General features: G+C 72.0%; 20 protein-coding genes. 9 read left to right on the forward strand and 11 right to left on the reverse strand.

What is annotated here, in order from left to right:
* Positions 1 to 107: 107 nt before the first annotated feature.
* Both EXE44_RS12175 and EXE44_RS12180 read right to left on the reverse strand, forming a co-directional pair.
* The gene (locus EXE44_RS12175) at positions 108 to 566 is read right to left on the reverse strand and encodes an NOB1 family endonuclease (protein WP_121562660.1); all 459 of its coding nucleotides are present in this window, start codon (positions 564 to 566) and stop codon (positions 108 to 110) included.
* On the reverse strand, positions 566 to 811 hold the full coding sequence (locus tag EXE44_RS12180) for a PRC-barrel domain-containing protein (protein ID WP_119713056.1): 246 nt from the start codon (positions 809 to 811) through the stop codon (positions 566 to 568). The genes EXE44_RS12175 and EXE44_RS12180 overlap by 1 nt, the downstream gene beginning before the upstream one ends.
* A 160-nt stretch (positions 812 to 971) precedes the next feature.
* Between EXE44_RS12180 and infB the strand changes: the two genes are divergently transcribed.
* The 4 genes from infB (at position 972) to EXE44_RS12200 (ending at position 3,772) form a co-directional block, all read left to right on the forward strand.
* The gene (gene infB / locus EXE44_RS12185; protein WP_137717362.1) at positions 972 to 2,765 is read left to right on the forward strand and encodes a translation initiation factor IF-2; all 1,794 of its coding nucleotides are present in this window, start codon (positions 972 to 974) and stop codon (positions 2,763 to 2,765) included.
* Positions 2,766 to 2,824: 59 nt separating this feature from the next.
* Positions 2,825 to 3,133, forward strand: a complete 309-nt coding sequence (locus EXE44_RS12190; protein ID WP_053770922.1) for an amphi-Trp domain-containing protein — start codon at positions 2,825 to 2,827, stop codon at positions 3,131 to 3,133.
* A 60-nt stretch (positions 3,134 to 3,193) separates the two neighbouring features.
* Entirely contained in the window at positions 3,194 to 3,373 is a 180-nt protein-coding gene (locus EXE44_RS12195; RefSeq protein ID WP_053770923.1) for a hypothetical protein, read from the forward strand.
* Positions 3,374 to 3,445: 72 nt separating this feature from the next.
* Positions 3,446 to 3,772: a hypothetical protein gene (locus EXE44_RS12200; protein WP_121599779.1), complete on the forward strand. Its 327-nt coding sequence runs from the start codon at positions 3,446 to 3,448 to the stop codon at positions 3,770 to 3,772.
* A gap of 24 nt (positions 3,773 to 3,796) precedes the next feature.
* Here the strand turns inward: EXE44_RS12200 and EXE44_RS12205 are convergent, their stop codons facing one another.
* The 3 genes from EXE44_RS12205 to EXE44_RS12215 all read right to left on the reverse strand — a co-directional run bounded on the left by EXE44_RS12205 (position 3,797) and on the right by EXE44_RS12215 (position 6,955).
* Entirely contained in the window at positions 3,797 to 4,426 is a 630-nt protein-coding gene (locus tag EXE44_RS12205; protein WP_137717363.1) for a hypothetical protein, read from the reverse strand.
* 299 nt (positions 4,427 to 4,725) lie between these two features.
* Complete coding sequence (locus EXE44_RS12210; RefSeq protein WP_053770926.1) at positions 4,726 to 5,793, reverse strand: mRNA surveillance protein pelota; 1,068 nt, start codon at positions 5,791 to 5,793, stop codon at positions 4,726 to 4,728.
* A 25-nt stretch (positions 5,794 to 5,818) separates the two neighbouring features.
* Positions 5,819 to 6,955, reverse strand: a complete 1,137-nt coding sequence (locus tag EXE44_RS12215; RefSeq protein WP_137717364.1) for a DUF4013 domain-containing protein — start codon at positions 6,953 to 6,955, stop codon at positions 5,819 to 5,821.
* Positions 6,956 to 7,189: 234 nt separating this feature from the next.
* Between EXE44_RS12215 and EXE44_RS12220 the strand changes: the two genes are divergently transcribed.
* From EXE44_RS12220 to EXE44_RS12230, 3 genes are read left to right on the forward strand one after another with little or no spacing between them, the layout of a single operon-like run.
* Positions 7,190 to 7,606, forward strand: coding sequence for a hypothetical protein (locus EXE44_RS12220; protein ID WP_137717365.1), 417 nt, complete (start codon positions 7,190 to 7,192; stop codon positions 7,604 to 7,606).
* Positions 7,603 to 8,538, forward strand: a complete 936-nt coding sequence (locus EXE44_RS12225) for an alpha/beta hydrolase (protein WP_137717366.1) — start codon at positions 7,603 to 7,605, stop codon at positions 8,536 to 8,538. Before EXE44_RS12220 ends, EXE44_RS12225 begins: the two co-directional genes overlap by 4 nt.
* A gap of 57 nt (positions 8,539 to 8,595) precedes the next feature.
* Positions 8,596 to 8,907, forward strand: a complete 312-nt coding sequence (locus EXE44_RS12230; protein WP_137717367.1) for a thiamine-binding protein — start codon at positions 8,596 to 8,598, stop codon at positions 8,905 to 8,907.
* 18 nt (positions 8,908 to 8,925) lie between these two features.
* On the opposite strand, the gene EXE44_RS12235 is transcribed toward EXE44_RS12230, so the two are convergent.
* The 5 genes from EXE44_RS12235 to EXE44_RS12255 all read right to left on the reverse strand — a co-directional run bounded on the left by EXE44_RS12235 (position 8,926) and on the right by EXE44_RS12255 (position 13,017).
* On the reverse strand, positions 8,926 to 9,501 hold the full coding sequence (locus EXE44_RS12235; protein WP_137717368.1) for an NUDIX domain-containing protein: 576 nt from the start codon (positions 9,499 to 9,501) through the stop codon (positions 8,926 to 8,928).
* Positions 9,502 to 9,570: 69 nt separating this feature from the next.
* The gene (locus EXE44_RS12240; RefSeq protein WP_137717369.1) at positions 9,571 to 11,079 is read right to left on the reverse strand and encodes an RtcB family protein; all 1,509 of its coding nucleotides are present in this window, start codon (positions 11,077 to 11,079) and stop codon (positions 9,571 to 9,573) included.
* A 90-nt stretch (positions 11,080 to 11,169) separates the two neighbouring features.
* Positions 11,170 to 11,712, reverse strand: a complete 543-nt coding sequence (locus EXE44_RS12245; protein WP_137717370.1) for a hypothetical protein — start codon at positions 11,710 to 11,712, stop codon at positions 11,170 to 11,172.
* Positions 11,713 to 11,767: 55 nt separating this feature from the next.
* Positions 11,768 to 12,211 (reverse strand): archease, encoded by a 444-nt coding sequence (locus tag EXE44_RS12250; RefSeq protein ID WP_137717371.1) that lies wholly within the window; start codon positions 12,209 to 12,211, stop codon positions 11,768 to 11,770.
* A complete protein-coding gene (locus EXE44_RS12255; protein WP_137717372.1) occupies positions 12,208 to 13,017 on the reverse strand; it encodes a DUF502 domain-containing protein in 810 nt (269 codons plus the stop codon). Before EXE44_RS12255 ends, EXE44_RS12250 begins: the two co-directional genes overlap by 4 nt.
* 168 nt (positions 13,018 to 13,185) lie before the next feature.
* On the opposite strand from EXE44_RS12255, the gene EXE44_RS12260 reads away from it, so the two are divergent.
* On the forward strand, positions 13,186 to 13,659 hold the full coding sequence (locus tag EXE44_RS12260) for an N-acetyltransferase (RefSeq protein ID WP_121562646.1): 474 nt from the start codon (positions 13,186 to 13,188) through the stop codon (positions 13,657 to 13,659).
* 83 nt (positions 13,660 to 13,742) lie between these two features.
* Positions 13,743 to 14,966: a hydroxymethylglutaryl-CoA reductase (NADPH) gene (gene hmgA, locus EXE44_RS12265; protein ID WP_137717373.1), complete on the forward strand. Its 1,224-nt coding sequence runs from the start codon at positions 13,743 to 13,745 to the stop codon at positions 14,964 to 14,966.
* 38 nt (positions 14,967 to 15,004) lie between these two features.
* Here hmgA and EXE44_RS12270 read toward each other — a convergent pair whose 3' ends face one another.
* The gene (locus tag EXE44_RS12270) at positions 15,005 to 15,325 is read right to left on the reverse strand and encodes a DUF2250 domain-containing protein (protein ID WP_137717374.1); all 321 of its coding nucleotides are present in this window, start codon (positions 15,323 to 15,325) and stop codon (positions 15,005 to 15,007) included.
* Between the last annotated feature and the right edge of the window lie 77 nt (positions 15,326 to 15,402).

Here is a 15,402-nt window from a genome sequence, read left to right on the forward strand (position 1 = left end):
TTCAATCGGTCGGTCCCGTGCGGCGCGGCGGCGCGGGCGCCCGGTCGGCCCGTCCTCCCCGGTCGGACCGCGTCACCTCGTCGGACCGCGTCACCTCTCCGGCCCGCTCACGCCGGGTTCTTCCGCGTGAGGTCGCTGCCGCAGATCGGACACCGCTCTTTGTTCTCGTCGAAGGTGCGGTTACAGCCGACGCACTGGAAGCGCCACTCCCGCTCCTCGGTGATCCCCTCCCTGTCGATGGGCTCGACCGGGAGGTCGAGCCGCTCGGCGACGTTCTGCATCGCGTAGTCGTCGCTGACGAGCGTCGCGTGAAGCTCCAAGGCGGTCGCGATGAGCCGGATGTCGGTGTCCGACAGCTCCGCGGCGTCGCCCGAGCCCTTCGCGGCTCGGCGGACCCGGTCGACCGCCTCGGGCGCGGGCACGTGGACGGTCATCCCGGAGCCCTCCATGGCGTCGAACCGGAGCGCGACCTCGCCGGTGAGCTCCTCGTGGACCGCCGGGATGGAGACCACGTCCTCGTCGGTCGTGTACTCGTGGATGAACGCGGACGAGTCGAGGACCTGCATCAGCGGGCGACGACGATGTAGTCTTTCACCGCCTGCACGTTCGCGACCGGCACTCGGAGCCGCCCCATCTCGTCGAACTCGAAGTCGACGCGCTCGTGTCTGAGCTGCTCGTGCGGGCTGACGAGGAGGTGGTTCAGCTCCCCCGACTCGAGGTTCATCGTGATGTTGTACAGGTCCCCGAGTTCCGTGCCGTCGGAGCTCATCACCGCCTTCCCGGAGAGGTTCTCCGCGAGGATGTCGACCATACCCGCACGGTTCCGGGCGACGGTATTAAACGCCACGGGGCGTCGGACGGGCGACGGACGCGGACCGGGCGCTCCTCGCCGCCGTTCGTCGCGGCATTTTGAAAGGCTTAACTGACGGCCGGGCGCAAGAGACGGTATAACCTTCTCGGGGCGATCACATATGACCGACCACACACACGCGGACACCCTGCGAACCCCCATCGTCGCCGTGCTGGGGCACGTCGACCACGGCAAGACGAGCCTGCTCGACACGATCCGCGGCTCCGCCGTCAGCGAGGGCGAGGCCGGCGCGATCACCCAACACATCGGGGCGACGGACATCCCGCTCGACACCATCTCCGGGATGGCGGGCGAGCTGATCGACCCGTCGGACTTCGATCTACCCGGCCTGCTGTTCATCGACACGCCGGGGCACCACTCCTTCTCGACGCTGCGCGCCCGCGGGGGCGCGCTCGCCGACATCGCGGTGCTCGTCGTCGACGTCAACGACGGCTTCCAGCCGCAGACGGAGGAGGCGATCGACATCCTCCGACGGACGGGGACGCCCTTCGTCGTCGCCGCCAACAAGGTCGACACGACGCCCGGGTGGAACCCGCAGGACGGCGACCCGATCCAGAAGAGCATGGACGCGCAGTCCGAGCGCGCGAAGTCGATGCTCGACGAGAACCTCTACGAGATCATCGGCCAGCTGTCGGACGCCGGCTTCTCCGCCGACCTCTACTGGCGCGTCCAGGACTTCCAGAAGAACATCGGCGTCGTCCCGCTGTCGGCGCTCACCGGCGAGGGCGTCCCCGACCTCCTGACGGTCCTCATGGGCCTCTCCCAGCGGTTCATGAAAGAGGAGATGGCGATCGACGTCACCGGCCCGGGCGAGGGGACGGTGCTCGAAGTGAAAGACGAGCGCGGGTTCGGCGCCACCGTCGACACCGTCGTCTACGACGGCGTGATCCGCAACGGCGACACCGTCGTCGTCGGCGGACAGGACGAGCCGATCGTCACCGAGATCCGCGCGCTGCTCCGCCCGCGGCCGCTCGCGGAGATCCGCACCGAGAAGGAGTTCGAGAAGGTCGGCGAGGTCGCCGCCGCGGCCGGCGTGAAGATCGCCGCCCCCGACCTCGATCAGGCGATGGCCGGCGCGCCGGTCCGCGTCGTCCGCGACCGCACCGTCGATCAGGTCGTCGAGGAGGTGAAGGCGGAGCTGGCCGAGATCGAGGTCGAGACCGCCGACAACGGCGTCGTCGTCAAGGCGGACACCCTCGGCTCGCTGGAGGCGATGGCGAACGCGCTCCGGGAGGCCGAGGTCCCCATCCTGCGCGCCGAGGTCGGCGACATCGCGCCCCGCGACATCGCGGTCGCGGAGACGGCGAACCAGGACGAGCACAAGGCCATCCTCGGGTTCAACGTCGACCTCCTCCAGAACGCGGAGTCGGACCTCGAAAACGCCGACGTGAAGCTGTTCAAGAACGAGGTCATCTATCAGCTGGTCGAGGACTACGAGCGCTACGTCGAGGAGAAGCAGCGCGCCCAACAGGAGACGGTGCTCGACAAGGTCGTGCGCCCGGCCCGCTTCCGCATCCTCCCCGACCACACCTTCCGGCAGAACGACCCCGCGGTCGTCGGCGTCGAGGTCATCTCCGGCACGCTCCAGAACAACCGCAACGTCGGCTACTTCGAGGGCAACGAGTTCGAGCGCGTCGGCGGCCTCTCCGGGATTCAAAAGCAGGGCGAGGACGTCGACGAGGCGCGCTCGGGCGAGCGCGTCAGCATCGCCATCGACGGGCCGACCGTCGGCCGCGGCATCGAGGAGGGCGACACCCTCTGGACCGAGGTGCCCGAGAAGCACGCGAAGATCCTCGAACAGGAGCTGAAAGAGGAGATCACCGCCGACGAGCGCGAGGCGCTTCAGGGCTACTTGGAAACGCGGCGGAAGCGCGACCCCTTCTGGGGGAAGTGACGAGCGCATTCGGGGCCCCACCGCGCAGCTTATTCGCGTGCGCCGGCAACTGACGGGAGATGACAGAGACGGATACCGACTCGCGAGATGAGTCCGAAGACGACCTGACCCTCATCAGAGAGGGCCGCGACTTCGAACAGGAGTACCGCCTGACCGCCGCCGAGGCCGGCCGGTTCCTGGTCGAAGTCGGCGAACAGCTTCAGGCGGGCGACGAGCTGACCCTTACCGGCGACGAGTGGACGCTACCGTTCGCGTTCGGCGAGCCCGTCGAACTCGAGATCGATTACGAGGGGTATGGCGAACAGGAGCTCGAGATCGAACTCGAGATCCCGGGGACGACCGACGAGACGGCCCCGACCGTCGACTGAGGGGCGCAGCGTCGAGTAACGCCCGAAGAGTATTTGCCGTTCGATCGGCCAGCCACGCGTATGGTCTCCCGAGAGAACGCGGTCATCCTCCTGTTCATGGCGGTCGGGTTGGCGTTGGCGTACGGCGGTCGCGTCGCGACGAGCCTGAGCGACACCGTCCTGATCGGCGTCCTGCTATTCGTCGGCGTCGTGGCGCCGCAGTTGGTCAACGGCTACCTGGACGCCGAGGACGCGGCCTGACGCCGTCCCGTCGCGCCCGCGTGCGACCCGAGCGCGTGCCGCCGTTATATGCGTCGAGCCCGTAGCGAGGGTATGGAGACCACCGTGGTCGAGCACGACGGCGCGATCCTCGCGCGGCTGGAGAGCGACGACCGGGTGTTCGAGGTGCGCTTCGACGCGCTCGAACCCACCGACGTGACGCTGCGGTTCCGCCGCGACGGCGAGCGCGTGGGGAGCATCTACAACGACGACGGCACGAAGCGAACGATGGCGCGGCTCACGACGGCGCGCGAGGGGACCGACTTCATCGGCGTCGAGGTGCCGAAGGAGTTCGTCGTCGAGATTCTCGACGCGGCGCTGGAAACGGGCCGCGTCACCGACGAGACCGCCGCCGAGGGATACCGGCTCCGCGTGCTCTGAGCCGCGGCGCGTCGCGTCCGCGGCTCAGGCGTACACCAGGATGAGCACGGCGACAAAGGCGAGCTCGCCGCCCACGAGCAGCGCCGCGAGCAGCCACGCCCGGTAGGTCCACAGCCACTCGCGGGCGGCCGCGACCCGGTCTCCGCCGCCTGCCTCGGACTCGCCGCGGTACGCGGCGTCGACTCGCCACCCCGTCTCCGGGTCGTACGTCGCGGGGACGCGAGTCCCAACCAGTTCGTCCACGTCCAGCGGCGAGACGCCGGCGGCCTCCAGAAAGTCGAGGAACGCCTCGGACTCTTGTAGGGATCCGTCGCGGGGCGCGTCGAACCGCTCGGTGTGGGTGGCGTCGCCGTGGGGCGGGCGCATCTCGACGACGACGCGGTCGCCGACGGAGCGCACCCGCGTGACGATCAGCGCGTTCTCCTCGTCGTTGAGGTACGCCTCGCGGAGGCGGCGCTTCACCTCCTCGTCGACGCCCGCGTCGTCGAGGTCGTCGGGGAGCGAGTCGGCGTCCGAGCGGGCGTCGGTATCGGAGCGGGCGTCGGCGTCGGAGCGGGCGTCGGCGTCGGAGCGGGCGTCGGCCTCCACGTCGTCGGTCCTTTCGCGGTCGGCGGTCGTCGAGACGCTCTCGTCACCGCCGGGTCGGTCCGCCATCGATCCGGAGTTGGCGGCCCGCTCTCATAAGGTCACGGCCGCTACACGTGACTGGTTTCGCTGTGGACGATCCGCGGGCCGAGCGCGCCGACGTCCCGGTCGCTCGGCCGTACGAAGGTGACACTTGTAAACTGGCGATCGATACGGACGCCACCGAAGCCCCGGCCCGCACGGCACCTCACACCTCCCCAGCCTCGCCGCTCGCTCCCTCCGGTCGCTCGCGGCGTCCCTCGCGCGTGCTGTCTCGCGCCCTCCGGGCGCTCGCAGGCACGCGCCAGCGCACTTCGACTGTCTGCCGCTCACTGGAGCCGGTAGCGTAAGATCGCGGCGATGCCGCCGAGGTTGGCGAGCTGCTCGCCGGGGGCGAACTCCGAGGAGAAGACGACCACGTCGCCGCCCTGGCGCTCGACCGACTCGATCACCGCGTTCACGTCGATGTCCCAGTCGCCGTCGCCCTGGCGCTCGGTCCGGAGGCGCTCGTCGACGACGAGCAGCGTCTCGACCGCGCCGAACTCGGCGGCCTCGGCGGTGTCGTCGGGGCCGTACGTCGCTTTCTCGCCTTTCGCGATGTTCTCGGTCAGGTCGTCGATGAGGCTCGCCTCCTTCGAGATGCGGGTCTCCTTCTGGACCTCGTCGACCGCGCCGCGCTTGAGGACCTCGTGGACGCCGCGGTCGCCCGCCGCGGAGGTGTCGACCGTTGTGAGCCGGTCTGCGAGGTCGCGGTACTCCTCCTCGATGTAGTCGCGCGCGTCCTGCTTGGTGAACCCCGGCCCGGCCAGGATGACGGCGTCGGCGTCGAGGTGCGCGAGCGCCTCGCCGAGTTCCGCGAACAGCTCCTCGCGGGGCCGCGAGAACTCGCCTTTCCCCGTCGGCTTCGTGAACGAGGCGTACTCCTCCGTGCCGTACTGCTGGACGGTGTGAACGTAGGCGGCGCCCTCCTCGACGGTGGCGATGGCCACGTCGGGGTTCTCCGCGGCCTCGGTGGCCTCCTCCAGCCGCTCCGTCTGGTCCGGTTTGAAGTGCTTCTCGACGGTTATCTCGTCGTGCTCCTCGACGTTGAGCGTGTGGTGGGCGTTGAGCTGGTCCTCCCGGGAGCAGCCGACGATGACCCCGCCGACGCGGAGGCGGTTGGCGAACCGCGCGAACTCCACGTCCTCGACCTCCAGCGTGACGAAGATGTGCTCGCGCTGCCCGCCGGTGTCCCGCATCTGGTCGTCGTTCCGCTGGATCCGCCGGGTGGTGTCGCCCTCGACCAGGTCCCCGGGTTCGAGGACGTGCGCGAGGTGCCAGAGGTCGTCCACGTTCTCGGGGACCAGCGTGAGCCGTTCCCGGCCCTCCTCGCCGTACCCCCGCTCGGAGATGCGCATGTCCGGGCGTTCGCTCGCGCCCGTATCAACTCTTGTCTTCCGCCTCGGACAGCGCCGGCCCCCACTCGAAGCCGCCGGTCGGATCGGCGTCCCCGTCGCCCGCCCCGCCCGGGCGGGTCGGGTCGGCGTCGGCGGACTCGTCGCTCCCGTCGCCGCCGACCGCGTCGCTCCCCTCGCCGACCGAAACGCCGCGGCCGACCTGAACCGCGGCCGGCGGCTCGCTCCGCATCGGCCGTCCGCCGTCCCCCGACACCACGGGGGCCGGGGGTCCGTCGCCGGCCGGACCGACACCTGAGCTCGCCCCGGCGCTGGCTCCCGCTTCCTCGCCCGAGCGCGCGGCGTCGTGCGCCGTGCCGACCGGCTGCCGCGTCGCGGTCGGCGCGGTCGCCGCCGCCGTCTCCTCGGTCAGGCTGTCGGCCGCGCCCCGCCCGTAGAGGTCGTGTGCGACGATCCGAGCGAGGAAGGCGACGGCGACGCCGACGACGAGCGGGACCGTCGGCGCCGCGACGGCGTACCCGACCGCGAGCGCCCCGACGGCCAGCGTCCAGCCGGTCGCGTACGGTCCCGTCGCGGCGACGCCGGCCACCGTTCGCGGGTCGAGCCCGTCCCGGAGGCGGCCGGACGCGGCGAACGCGGCGAGCGCCGCGGGGCGGACGTACGCGAACGCCGCCAGGTACGCGCCGACGAGCGCGAGGACGGCGCCGGCGGCGACGACGGCGACGGCGGCCGGCCCGTTCGGCCCGAGCGCCGACTCGACGGCGGTCGCGGTCGCCGCCGGCTCGACGGGCCCCGCGACGAGCGCGGCGACGGCGCCGCCCGCGACCGCGAGCCCGCCAGCGAGGGGCGCGAGCAGCGCCGCGGACAGGAGCGCCGACTTGAGGCCGTCCCTGGCCAGTTCCCCCCAGGCGACGAGCGACGGGGCGCCGGCGGCGTCGCCGGGCTGGATCGCCGCCCGCGTCACCCGGACGAGGTAGCCGCGCGCCACGAGCGACGGCGCGAGCGCGACCGGGGCCGCGACGGTGACGGCGGGGCTGACGAAGAGGACGCCGGCGAGCCACAGGGGCGTGAGGATCCACCCCAACAGCGTCACGGACCCGCCGACGAGGACGACGCCCGCGGTGTCGTCGGTTCGCGTCAGCGCCGTCGCGGCCGCGGTGAGCATGTGACCGGACACAGGGACGGGAGCCGCATAAATGGTACCCGGCCCGAGCGTTTATATCGCTTCGCGGAGTATTGCCGTCCGGCCGCGCGGGACAATCGTGTGCCTCTGACAACCTACCGCGGCCGCCACTCGGCGGTCGCCCCCCGTCCGCGGCTTTCTGCCGACGCCGTTCGCCCAGACGCGTCGCCGCCGCGTGCCGGTACCGATTTATCCCGCCCCGCCGACGGATCGGGTATGACCGGCGACGAGGGGGCGACCGATCTGGAGCCGGAGCTCAGGAGCTACGGCGTCAGCGTCGAATCGATCGACGGGGGCGACCCGCTGGAGCTGACGTACATGACCGCGTTCCCCGGCCGCGAGGTCCACCGCGGCGAGATCGGGCGCGCGCTCAACGCGCTCATCGACGAGGCCGAGGCCGGCGAGTGGGACCCCGTCCGGGTCGAGGGGACGGTGGTCCGCTCGCCCGGCGACGTCCTCGGGACGTGGCACGCGGAGGCCGAGTGGTTCGAGGCGCTCATCGGCTACGAGATCTCCGAGACCGAGTTCTCGTCGCGCGTGCTGGAGACGCTCAGCCACGAGCCCGGAGACGGGGCCGAGACCTCGTCGGACGCGGCGGACGCCGACGCGGGCGAGTCGGAGGCGGACCGGTGACCCGACGCAAGCCGGTCAACCGCGCGCAGCGCCGCCTCGCGCGCCCGGCCCGCGAGCGGTTCGCCACCCGCGCGGTCGCGTTCGACGTCGACGGCGCGACCTGCCGCGGGACGCTGTACCTGCCAGGCGGCGACGCGGACGACCCCCCGGTCGTCGTGATGGCCCCGGGCCTCGGCGCGGAGCGGAGCTTCGGCTACCCCGCCGTCGCGGAGCGGTTCGCGGACGCGGGCTACGCCGCGCTCCTCTTCGACCACCCCGAGTTCGGCGCGTCCGACGGCGACTCCCAGCTCGTCGACTTGGACCGCCAGCGCGACGCGTACGCGGCCGCCATCGACCGCGCGAAGCGCGTCGACGACGCCGGCGACGACCTCGTGCTCTGGGGGGCGTCGCTGTCGGCCGCGCACGTCCTCACGCTCGCCGCGGAGCGCCGCGACGTCGACGCCGTGGTCGGCCTCGTCCCGATGCTCGACGGGCGCGCAATCGCCCTGCGGCGCGGCGGGCGCTACCTCCTCCGGTCCGGCGCCGCCGGGCTGCGCGACCTGCTCGGCCACCGGGTCGGTCGCGGCCGCACCGTGCCCATCGTCGGCGACCCCGAGGAGCGCGCCGCGATCACCGAGCCGGGAGCGGAGCGCAAGTACATCGACCTCGTCGACCGCGAGTCGGCGTGGCGCAACGAGACGCCCGCGCGGTCGCTGCTCGGCCTCGTCGGCTACCGGCCCGTGACGCGGCTCGACGAGGTCGACGCCCCCACGCTGCTCTTGGCCGGTACCGACGACGCCATCGTCGACGCCGACTCGGTCGCGGCCGCCGGCGAGCGCCTCTCGCGCGGGACCGTCGTCACGATGCCCGCGGACCACTTCTCGGTGCTCGGCGACGACTTCGAGGGCGCGGTCGGGCACCAGCTCTCCTTCCTGCGCGACGCGCTCGAATAGGCGGGCGGTCGGCCCCGCCCGCGACAGCTTAAGTGAGCCCGCGGCACACGCTGGGGTATGACAGCGATCGCGATGTTGAGCGTCGCGCCGGTGATCGAAGAGAGCATGGCCGAGGAGGTGGCGGCAGCCGTCGCCGCGCTCGACGACTTCGACGTGAGCTACGAGACGAACCCGATGGGCACGGTGATCGAGGCCGACGACGCGGAGACGCTGTTCGCGGCCGCGGCGGCCGCCCACGACGCGGTCGACGGCGACCGGGTCTCGACGTTCCTCAAGATAGACGACAAGCGGACGAGCGACGGGACCGCCGCGGCGAAGGTCGACGCCGTCGAGGAGCACCTCGGCCGAGACGCGAAGCGGGAGCGCTGATCCGCGAGCGGCCGACGTTCAGTCGGCGCCCGCGAACCGGAGGAACAGATCGACGTGGTCGACGTGGTTCTCGTTTGTGTCGTCGGGCACGGCCGAGACCCAGGCGAGTTCGGCGTCGCCCCCCGAGAATCGGCTCCCGGGGGCGACGGTTGGGTCCTCGCGGAACGAGGGGGCGGTCTCCGCCAGTGAGAGCACGAACGAGACGCCGTACGCGGAGAACGACGCCGAGCCGTCGCGCCGCTCGAACCGCAGGTCCTCGACGAGGACCGCCCCGTCGACGCCGACCGAGACGCCCGTCAAGCGCTCGGCGCTCCGACGCGCGGCCGCCGCCCAGTCCTCGCCAGGGTCGACGGTTCCACCCGGAGGCGCCCACTCGCCCGTGCCGTTCCAGTCCTGTAGCAGCACGCGGCCGTCGCCGTCCGTGACGCCGAGTTGGACGACGCCGTCGATGTCCTCGTACCGCTCGCGCCGCGCCTCGTAGCTCTCGGCGTCGAGTCCTCTCGCGACGCGCTCGACCGCGACCGCGTCCCGGTCGAGCAGCGTCTCCGGATCACGCAGTGATTCCACGGGGTACGGCACAGGGGTGTCGCCCATCGACCCGTTCAACGGCCCGCGGAAACAAAGGCCCCGCGGCCGTCGGCGACGCCGTATCCGCGCCCGCCGTCACCCCTTGATGTTACAGACTGGGAACGTCCGCGCCACCTTGTCGCCGATGCCCAGCTCGTCGCTGACGCGGATCACCTCGTCGATGTCCTTGTACACGCCGGGGGCCTCCTCCGCGATGGTGGCGCCGGACTGGGCCTTCACGTAGATCCGCTGACCGTCTTCGAGGTCGTCCTGGACGTCGCCGCCCCAGAACTCCTGTTTCGCCTGCGTCCGGCTCATCAGGCGGCCGGCGCCGTGGGCGGTCGAGCCGAACGACACCGACATCGACTCGTCGCCGCCGCGGAGCACGTACGACCCGGCGCCCATGCTCCCGGGGATGATGACGGGCTGGCCGACGCCGCGGTACGCCTCGGGCACGTCCTCGTTGCCCGCGGGGAACGCCCGCGTCGCGCCCTTGCGGTGGACGTACAGCTCGCGCTCCGCGCGGTCGACGGCCGCGTCGCCGACGGCGGGGCGCCCCTCGGCGTCGACGCCGACCTCGTGGGTCTCCTTCTTCGCGATGTTGTGCGCCACGTCGTACAGCAGTTCCATCCCGAGGTCCTCGATCGGGTCCGCGTCGAACACCTCGCCGAACGTCTCGCGCGTCTGGTGGGTGATCAGCTGGCGGTTCACCCACGCGAAGTTGATGCACGCGCCCATCGCGCCGTAGTACTCGTCGGCCAGCTCGGACCCGGCGGGCGCGGCCGCCAGCTCTTTGTCGGGCAGCTCGTCCAGCAGGTCGCCGTGCTCCTGCTCGATCCGGCGCAGGTAGTCGTTACAGGTCTGGTGGCCGAGCCCGCGGCTCCCGCAGTGGATCAGGACGACGATCCCGTCCTCCCTCAGCCCGTAGGACTCGGCCACGTCCGCGCGGAACACGTCGGTGACGCGCTGGACCTCCAGGAAGTGGTTGCCCGAGCCGAGCGACCCCATCTGGTTGCGCCCGCGGTCCATCGCCTTCTGGGAGACGTACTCCGGGCGCGCGTCGGGGCGCCGCCCCTCGTCCTCGCAGCGCGCGAGGTCGCTCTCGATCCCGTAGCCCGCCTCGACCGCCCACTCGACGCCGCGTTCGAGCGCGCCCTCGACGGCGTCGGCGGTGCCGTCGATCACGCCGCCGCCGCCGAGCCCCGAGGGGATCGCCTCGAACAGCGCGTCGACAAGCTCCTCCTCGCGGCCGCGCACGTCGTCGTAGGTGAGGTTCGTCCGCACCATCCGGACGCCGCAGTTGATGTCGTAACCGACCGCCCCGGGCGAGATACAGCCGGTCCGGGCGTCGATCGCGCCGACGCCGCCGACGGGGAAGCCGTACCCCTGGTGGCCGTCGGGCATACAGATCGCGGGCTCGACGATGCCGGGCAGGTGCGTCGCGTTCTTCAGCTGCTGAAGCGAGTCGTCGTCGCCGATCGCCTCCAGCAGCGACTCGCTGGCGAGGACCCGCGCGGGGACGTTCATCTCGCCCTCGCGAGGGATCTCCCAGACGTGCTCTCGCACCTTCTCTAACCGGATCCCGTCGAACTCGCGCGTTGTCATGCGCGCCACTTCGACGCGGGGCGCCAAGGGCGTTGCGTCAGGCGGTCGCCGGCGGGCCGCCGCGACGCCGCCCGGGGGCCGGCGAGCCGGCTACCGGTTCGCGGGGTCGATCGGGAGCCAGTCGATCGCGCCCTCCGCGAGGGTGAACGCGGCGAACGCCCGCCCCAGGACGACCCCGTACACGAGGTGCGCGACCGCGATGACGACGCCGAACTCGAAGCTCGCGGTGAGGCCGGGTACTGGCAGCGTCGGCACGGGCAGCGAGGTGGCGCCCTCGATTGCGATCGCGGCCGGCAGCAGCAGGCCGCCGGTGAGCACGCCGAGCAGCGCCGAGTGGATGACGCCGAGCGACAGGCACCCGCCCACGTCCCCGCGGAGGTCGGCGAAGAACGACCGGTCGAAGACGGCGACGAACAGCGCGCCGAACAGCGTGCTGTTGAACAGGTGGACGGCCCAGCCGCCGACGACCGTCTCGACGCCGACCAGCGCGCCGATCGTCGGCATGAGCCCGAGGCCGACGTGTAACACGGCGCCCATCGCCGCGCCGGCGACGAGCCCCGAACTCGCCCCCGCGCGCCAGCGTCGACCAGTGCCGTCCGGTCCGGTCCCGTCGCGCAGCTCTGTGCGTGACATACGGTAACAATGTACTCGACAAACATAACGGTTTATCACGCCCCGCGGAGCGGCCTCACACGTCGAACACGACGTACGCGTACCACCCGTCGCCGCGCCGTTCGAGCGCCATCTCGGAGTAGGTGACCGCCTTGACCTCGCGGGCCGACACCGCGTCGAGGGGGACGCCGCGCGCGCTCCCCGTGAGCCGCCACTCGTCCGCGTCCGCGGCGTCGTCCGAAGCGCCGACGGGCTCCGGCTCGACGACCGTACACCGGTGGTCAGCCGGCAGGACGAGCCGCACGTCCCGCTCGTAGATCAGGCGGTCGAGGTAGTCGAACAGCAGGGCCTCGCGGCTCTCGGCGGCGACCTCGAGGTCGAACCGCTCGCCGGCGGCCGGGACCGACTCCGCGCTGGCGGCCGCGAGCCCGTCGGCGACCGCCGCGAACAGCGCCGAGAGGGTGTCCGCCGTCGCCTCGACGGCGACGTCGGCGGTGTGCTCGCGCAGCTCGTACGTCATCGGTCACCGTTCCGATCGGCCTCGTCGCGGGGCTCCTCGTGGCTCTCCGTCCGCTCGTCGGGCTGGAACCGGGCGTCGATGGTCCGCTCCGGCTGGGGTGCGCGGAGGTCCTCCGCGTCCACGTCGTCGAGGTCGGCGGCGACCTCCTCCAACGCGACGCCGCTCGTCACCAGCGCGCGGATCCCCTCGTCGACGGTCAGCTCGACGTCGACGATCCGGCGGTCGGGGACGAAGACGACGTGGCCGCCCATCACCGGGTTCGGCGCCATCGGCATGAACAGCGTCCGCATGCCGTCGCCCTCGCCGTCCGCGTGGTCCGCGATGACGTCGGGGGTCTCGCTCGTGACGAACGCGAGGGTGTACGTCTCCTCGGTCGGGAACTCCACGAGGACGACCTCGCGGAAGTTCCCGCCGTCCGAGTCGAGCATCGCGTCGCTCATCTGCCGGAACCCCTGGTAGACGGAGCCGACGCCCGGGACCCGCTCGACGGCGTAGTCGACGTAGTCGACGGCGCGCTCGCCGTACCGCGAGGACTCGACGGCGGCGCCGATGAGGAGGATCGCGGCCACGAACACGACGGGGGTCGCGATCTCGATCGCGAGCTCCCGGGAGACCGCGCTGACGAGCGGCAGCCCGTTCCCCGGGGACACGGCGACGATCGCTGACGAGAAGGCGTCGAGGTAGTCGTACACCGCGTTGAACGCGAACGCGAGGACGGCCAGCGTGATGACGGCGGGGACGATGACGGCGATGCCGGTGAGGAAGGCTCGTCGGAGCAGTTCGACTCCCGACGACTCGTCGGTCATTGTGTGACTCCACGCGCGACCGCGACAAAATCGTTTCCGTCAGGGTCGGCGCCCCCCTCGGCCTCGACCCGTCGGCACGGGCGCCGACCCGCGCACGGTGCCGTACGCGCCCGCAACGGTCCCCGCTGGCGGTGGAGTTATATTCCGTCCACGTGTTAGGTCATCGCAGTGAGCGTCAACGTCGAAAAGCGGACCGACCCGCCCGGCGAGTCCGACTACGCGACCGCCGCGTGGGAGCTCAAGGAGCGAATTCGGTCCGCGGAGGGCGTCCTCCGACAGCGACGCGGCTTCTTCGTCGACGCGTACCGCCGGTCGACCGCCCACCTACTCGTGGAGAACGACCGGCTCGTCGCGTTCGCCTCCGTCCGGCGCGACGGCTACATCCTCTTTCTCGCCGTCGACCCGGACCACCGCGGCCGCGGTCACGCCGAGCGGCTCGTCGCCGACGTCGCGGCGAACCACCGGTCGGTCACGTGCCACGCCCGCACGACGAACCGGCGGGCGCTCGGCTTCTACGAGCACCTCGGCTTCGAGGTGATCCGCCGCATCGACGACTACTACGAGGACGGCGGCGACGCCTACTACCTGAAGCTCGGCGGCGAGTCGCTCCGGGAGCGCCTCTCCGGGTTCGTCGGCCGGTAGGCGACCGTCCTCCGTCCCCGTCCCGCTCCCCCGAAGCCGACCGAACCGACAGTAATTAGCGCCCGCCGCGAGGAGTGGCCGCCATGTCGCAACCGACTCCCGCGGACCTCGCGGCCCGGGTCCGCGACGGCGACCTCCGCTTCCACGAGCTGGAAGACCACGCCGACGCCGACGCCGCGACCGCCGCGCGCCGGCTGCTCGTCGCGGAGGCGACCGACGCCGACCTCGACCCGCTCGGCGAGTACGCCTTCGACGCCGACGCGGTCCACGGCTCGAACATCGAGAACACGCTCGGGGGCGTCCAGGTCCCCGTCGGCGTCGCCGGCCCGGTGACGATAGACGGCGGCGCCGCCTCGGGCGAGCGCTACCTCCCGCTGGCGACCACCGAGGGCGCCCTGGTCGCGTCGATCAACCGCGGCTGCTCCGTCGTCGAGGACGCCGGCGGCGCGACCGCGCGGGTGACCAAGAGCGGGATGACGCGCGCGCCCGTCTTCCGGGTCGCGAACGTCGCCGAGGCCGAGGCGCTCGTCGACTGGGTCCGCGACAACGAGCCCGCGCTCGCCGAGGCCGCGGAGTCGACGACGAGCCACGGCGAGCTGCTCGACGTGACGCCGTACGTCGTCGGGAACAACGTCTTCTGCCGGTTCCGCTACGACACGAAGGACGCGATGGGGATGAACATGGCCACCATCGCCACGCGGGAGGCCTGCGACGTGGTCGAGGCGGAGACGGACGCCTCGCTCGTCGCGCTCTCGGGGAACCTCTGTTCGGACAAGAAGCCGGCCGCGATCAACGCCGTCGAGGGGCGCGGGCGCTCGGTCGTCGCGGACGCGACGGTCCCGCGCGAGGTCGTCGAGGACCGCCTCCACACCACCCCGGAGGCGATCGCGGAGATCAACACCCGGAAGAACCTCGTCGGCTCCGCGAAGGCGGGCGCGCTCGGCTTCAACGCGCACGTCGCCAACGCGGTCGCGGCGATGTTCCTCGCCACCGGGCAGGACGAGGCGCAGGTCGTCGAGGGGGCGAACGCGATCACGACCGCCGAGACGACCGCGGACGGCGACCTCTACGTCTCCGTGTCGCTTGCGAGCCTGGAAGTCGGGACGGTCGGCGGCGGGACGAAGCTGCCGACGCAGCAGGCCAGCCTGGAGATCCTCGGCGTCGCCGGCGGCGGCGACCCGGCCGGGAGCAACGCCGACGCGCTCGCGGAGTCGATCGCGGTCTGCGCGCTCGCGGGCGAGCTGTCGCTGCTCGCGGCGCTCGGCTCGCGACACCTCTCGTCGGCCCACGAGGAGCTCGGGCGGTAGACGGGCGCGGCGCCGCGCGGAACTCCGCTTTCTCCCGCTCAGTCCGACCAGCGCGGGCAGTCCTCGCGGAGGGCCGCCCGCCCGGCGTCGGTGATCCGATACACCGCCTCGCCGGAGACGCGTTCGACGAGCCCGGCGTCCGCCAGCGCGGTCAGCCGCGACGCCACGTGGTCGGCGTACAGGCCCGTGTTCCCGGCGATGAACGCCTGGTAGTCGGCGCCCACGTCGGCGAGGTACGAGAGCAGCCGCTCGTCGGAGCGCGTGAGCGACGGCCGCTCGGGGTCGACCCGCTCGTCGCCGCTCCCGTCTTCGGCGGCGTCCTCCGGACGGTCGACGGGCCGCGCGTCGGGTCGGGCCATCTCACACGTGGTGACGTGTACCACGATAAAGGGGATACCGCGGGTTCCCACTCGCTGGGAGTCGCCCGCCGTCGGCG

Origin of the sequence: Halorubrum sp. SS7 (genome assembly GCF_005435055.1) — an archaeon.
GTDB classification, from domain to species: Archaea; Halobacteriota; Halobacteria; order Halobacteriales; family Haloferacaceae; genus Halorubrum; species Halorubrum salinarum.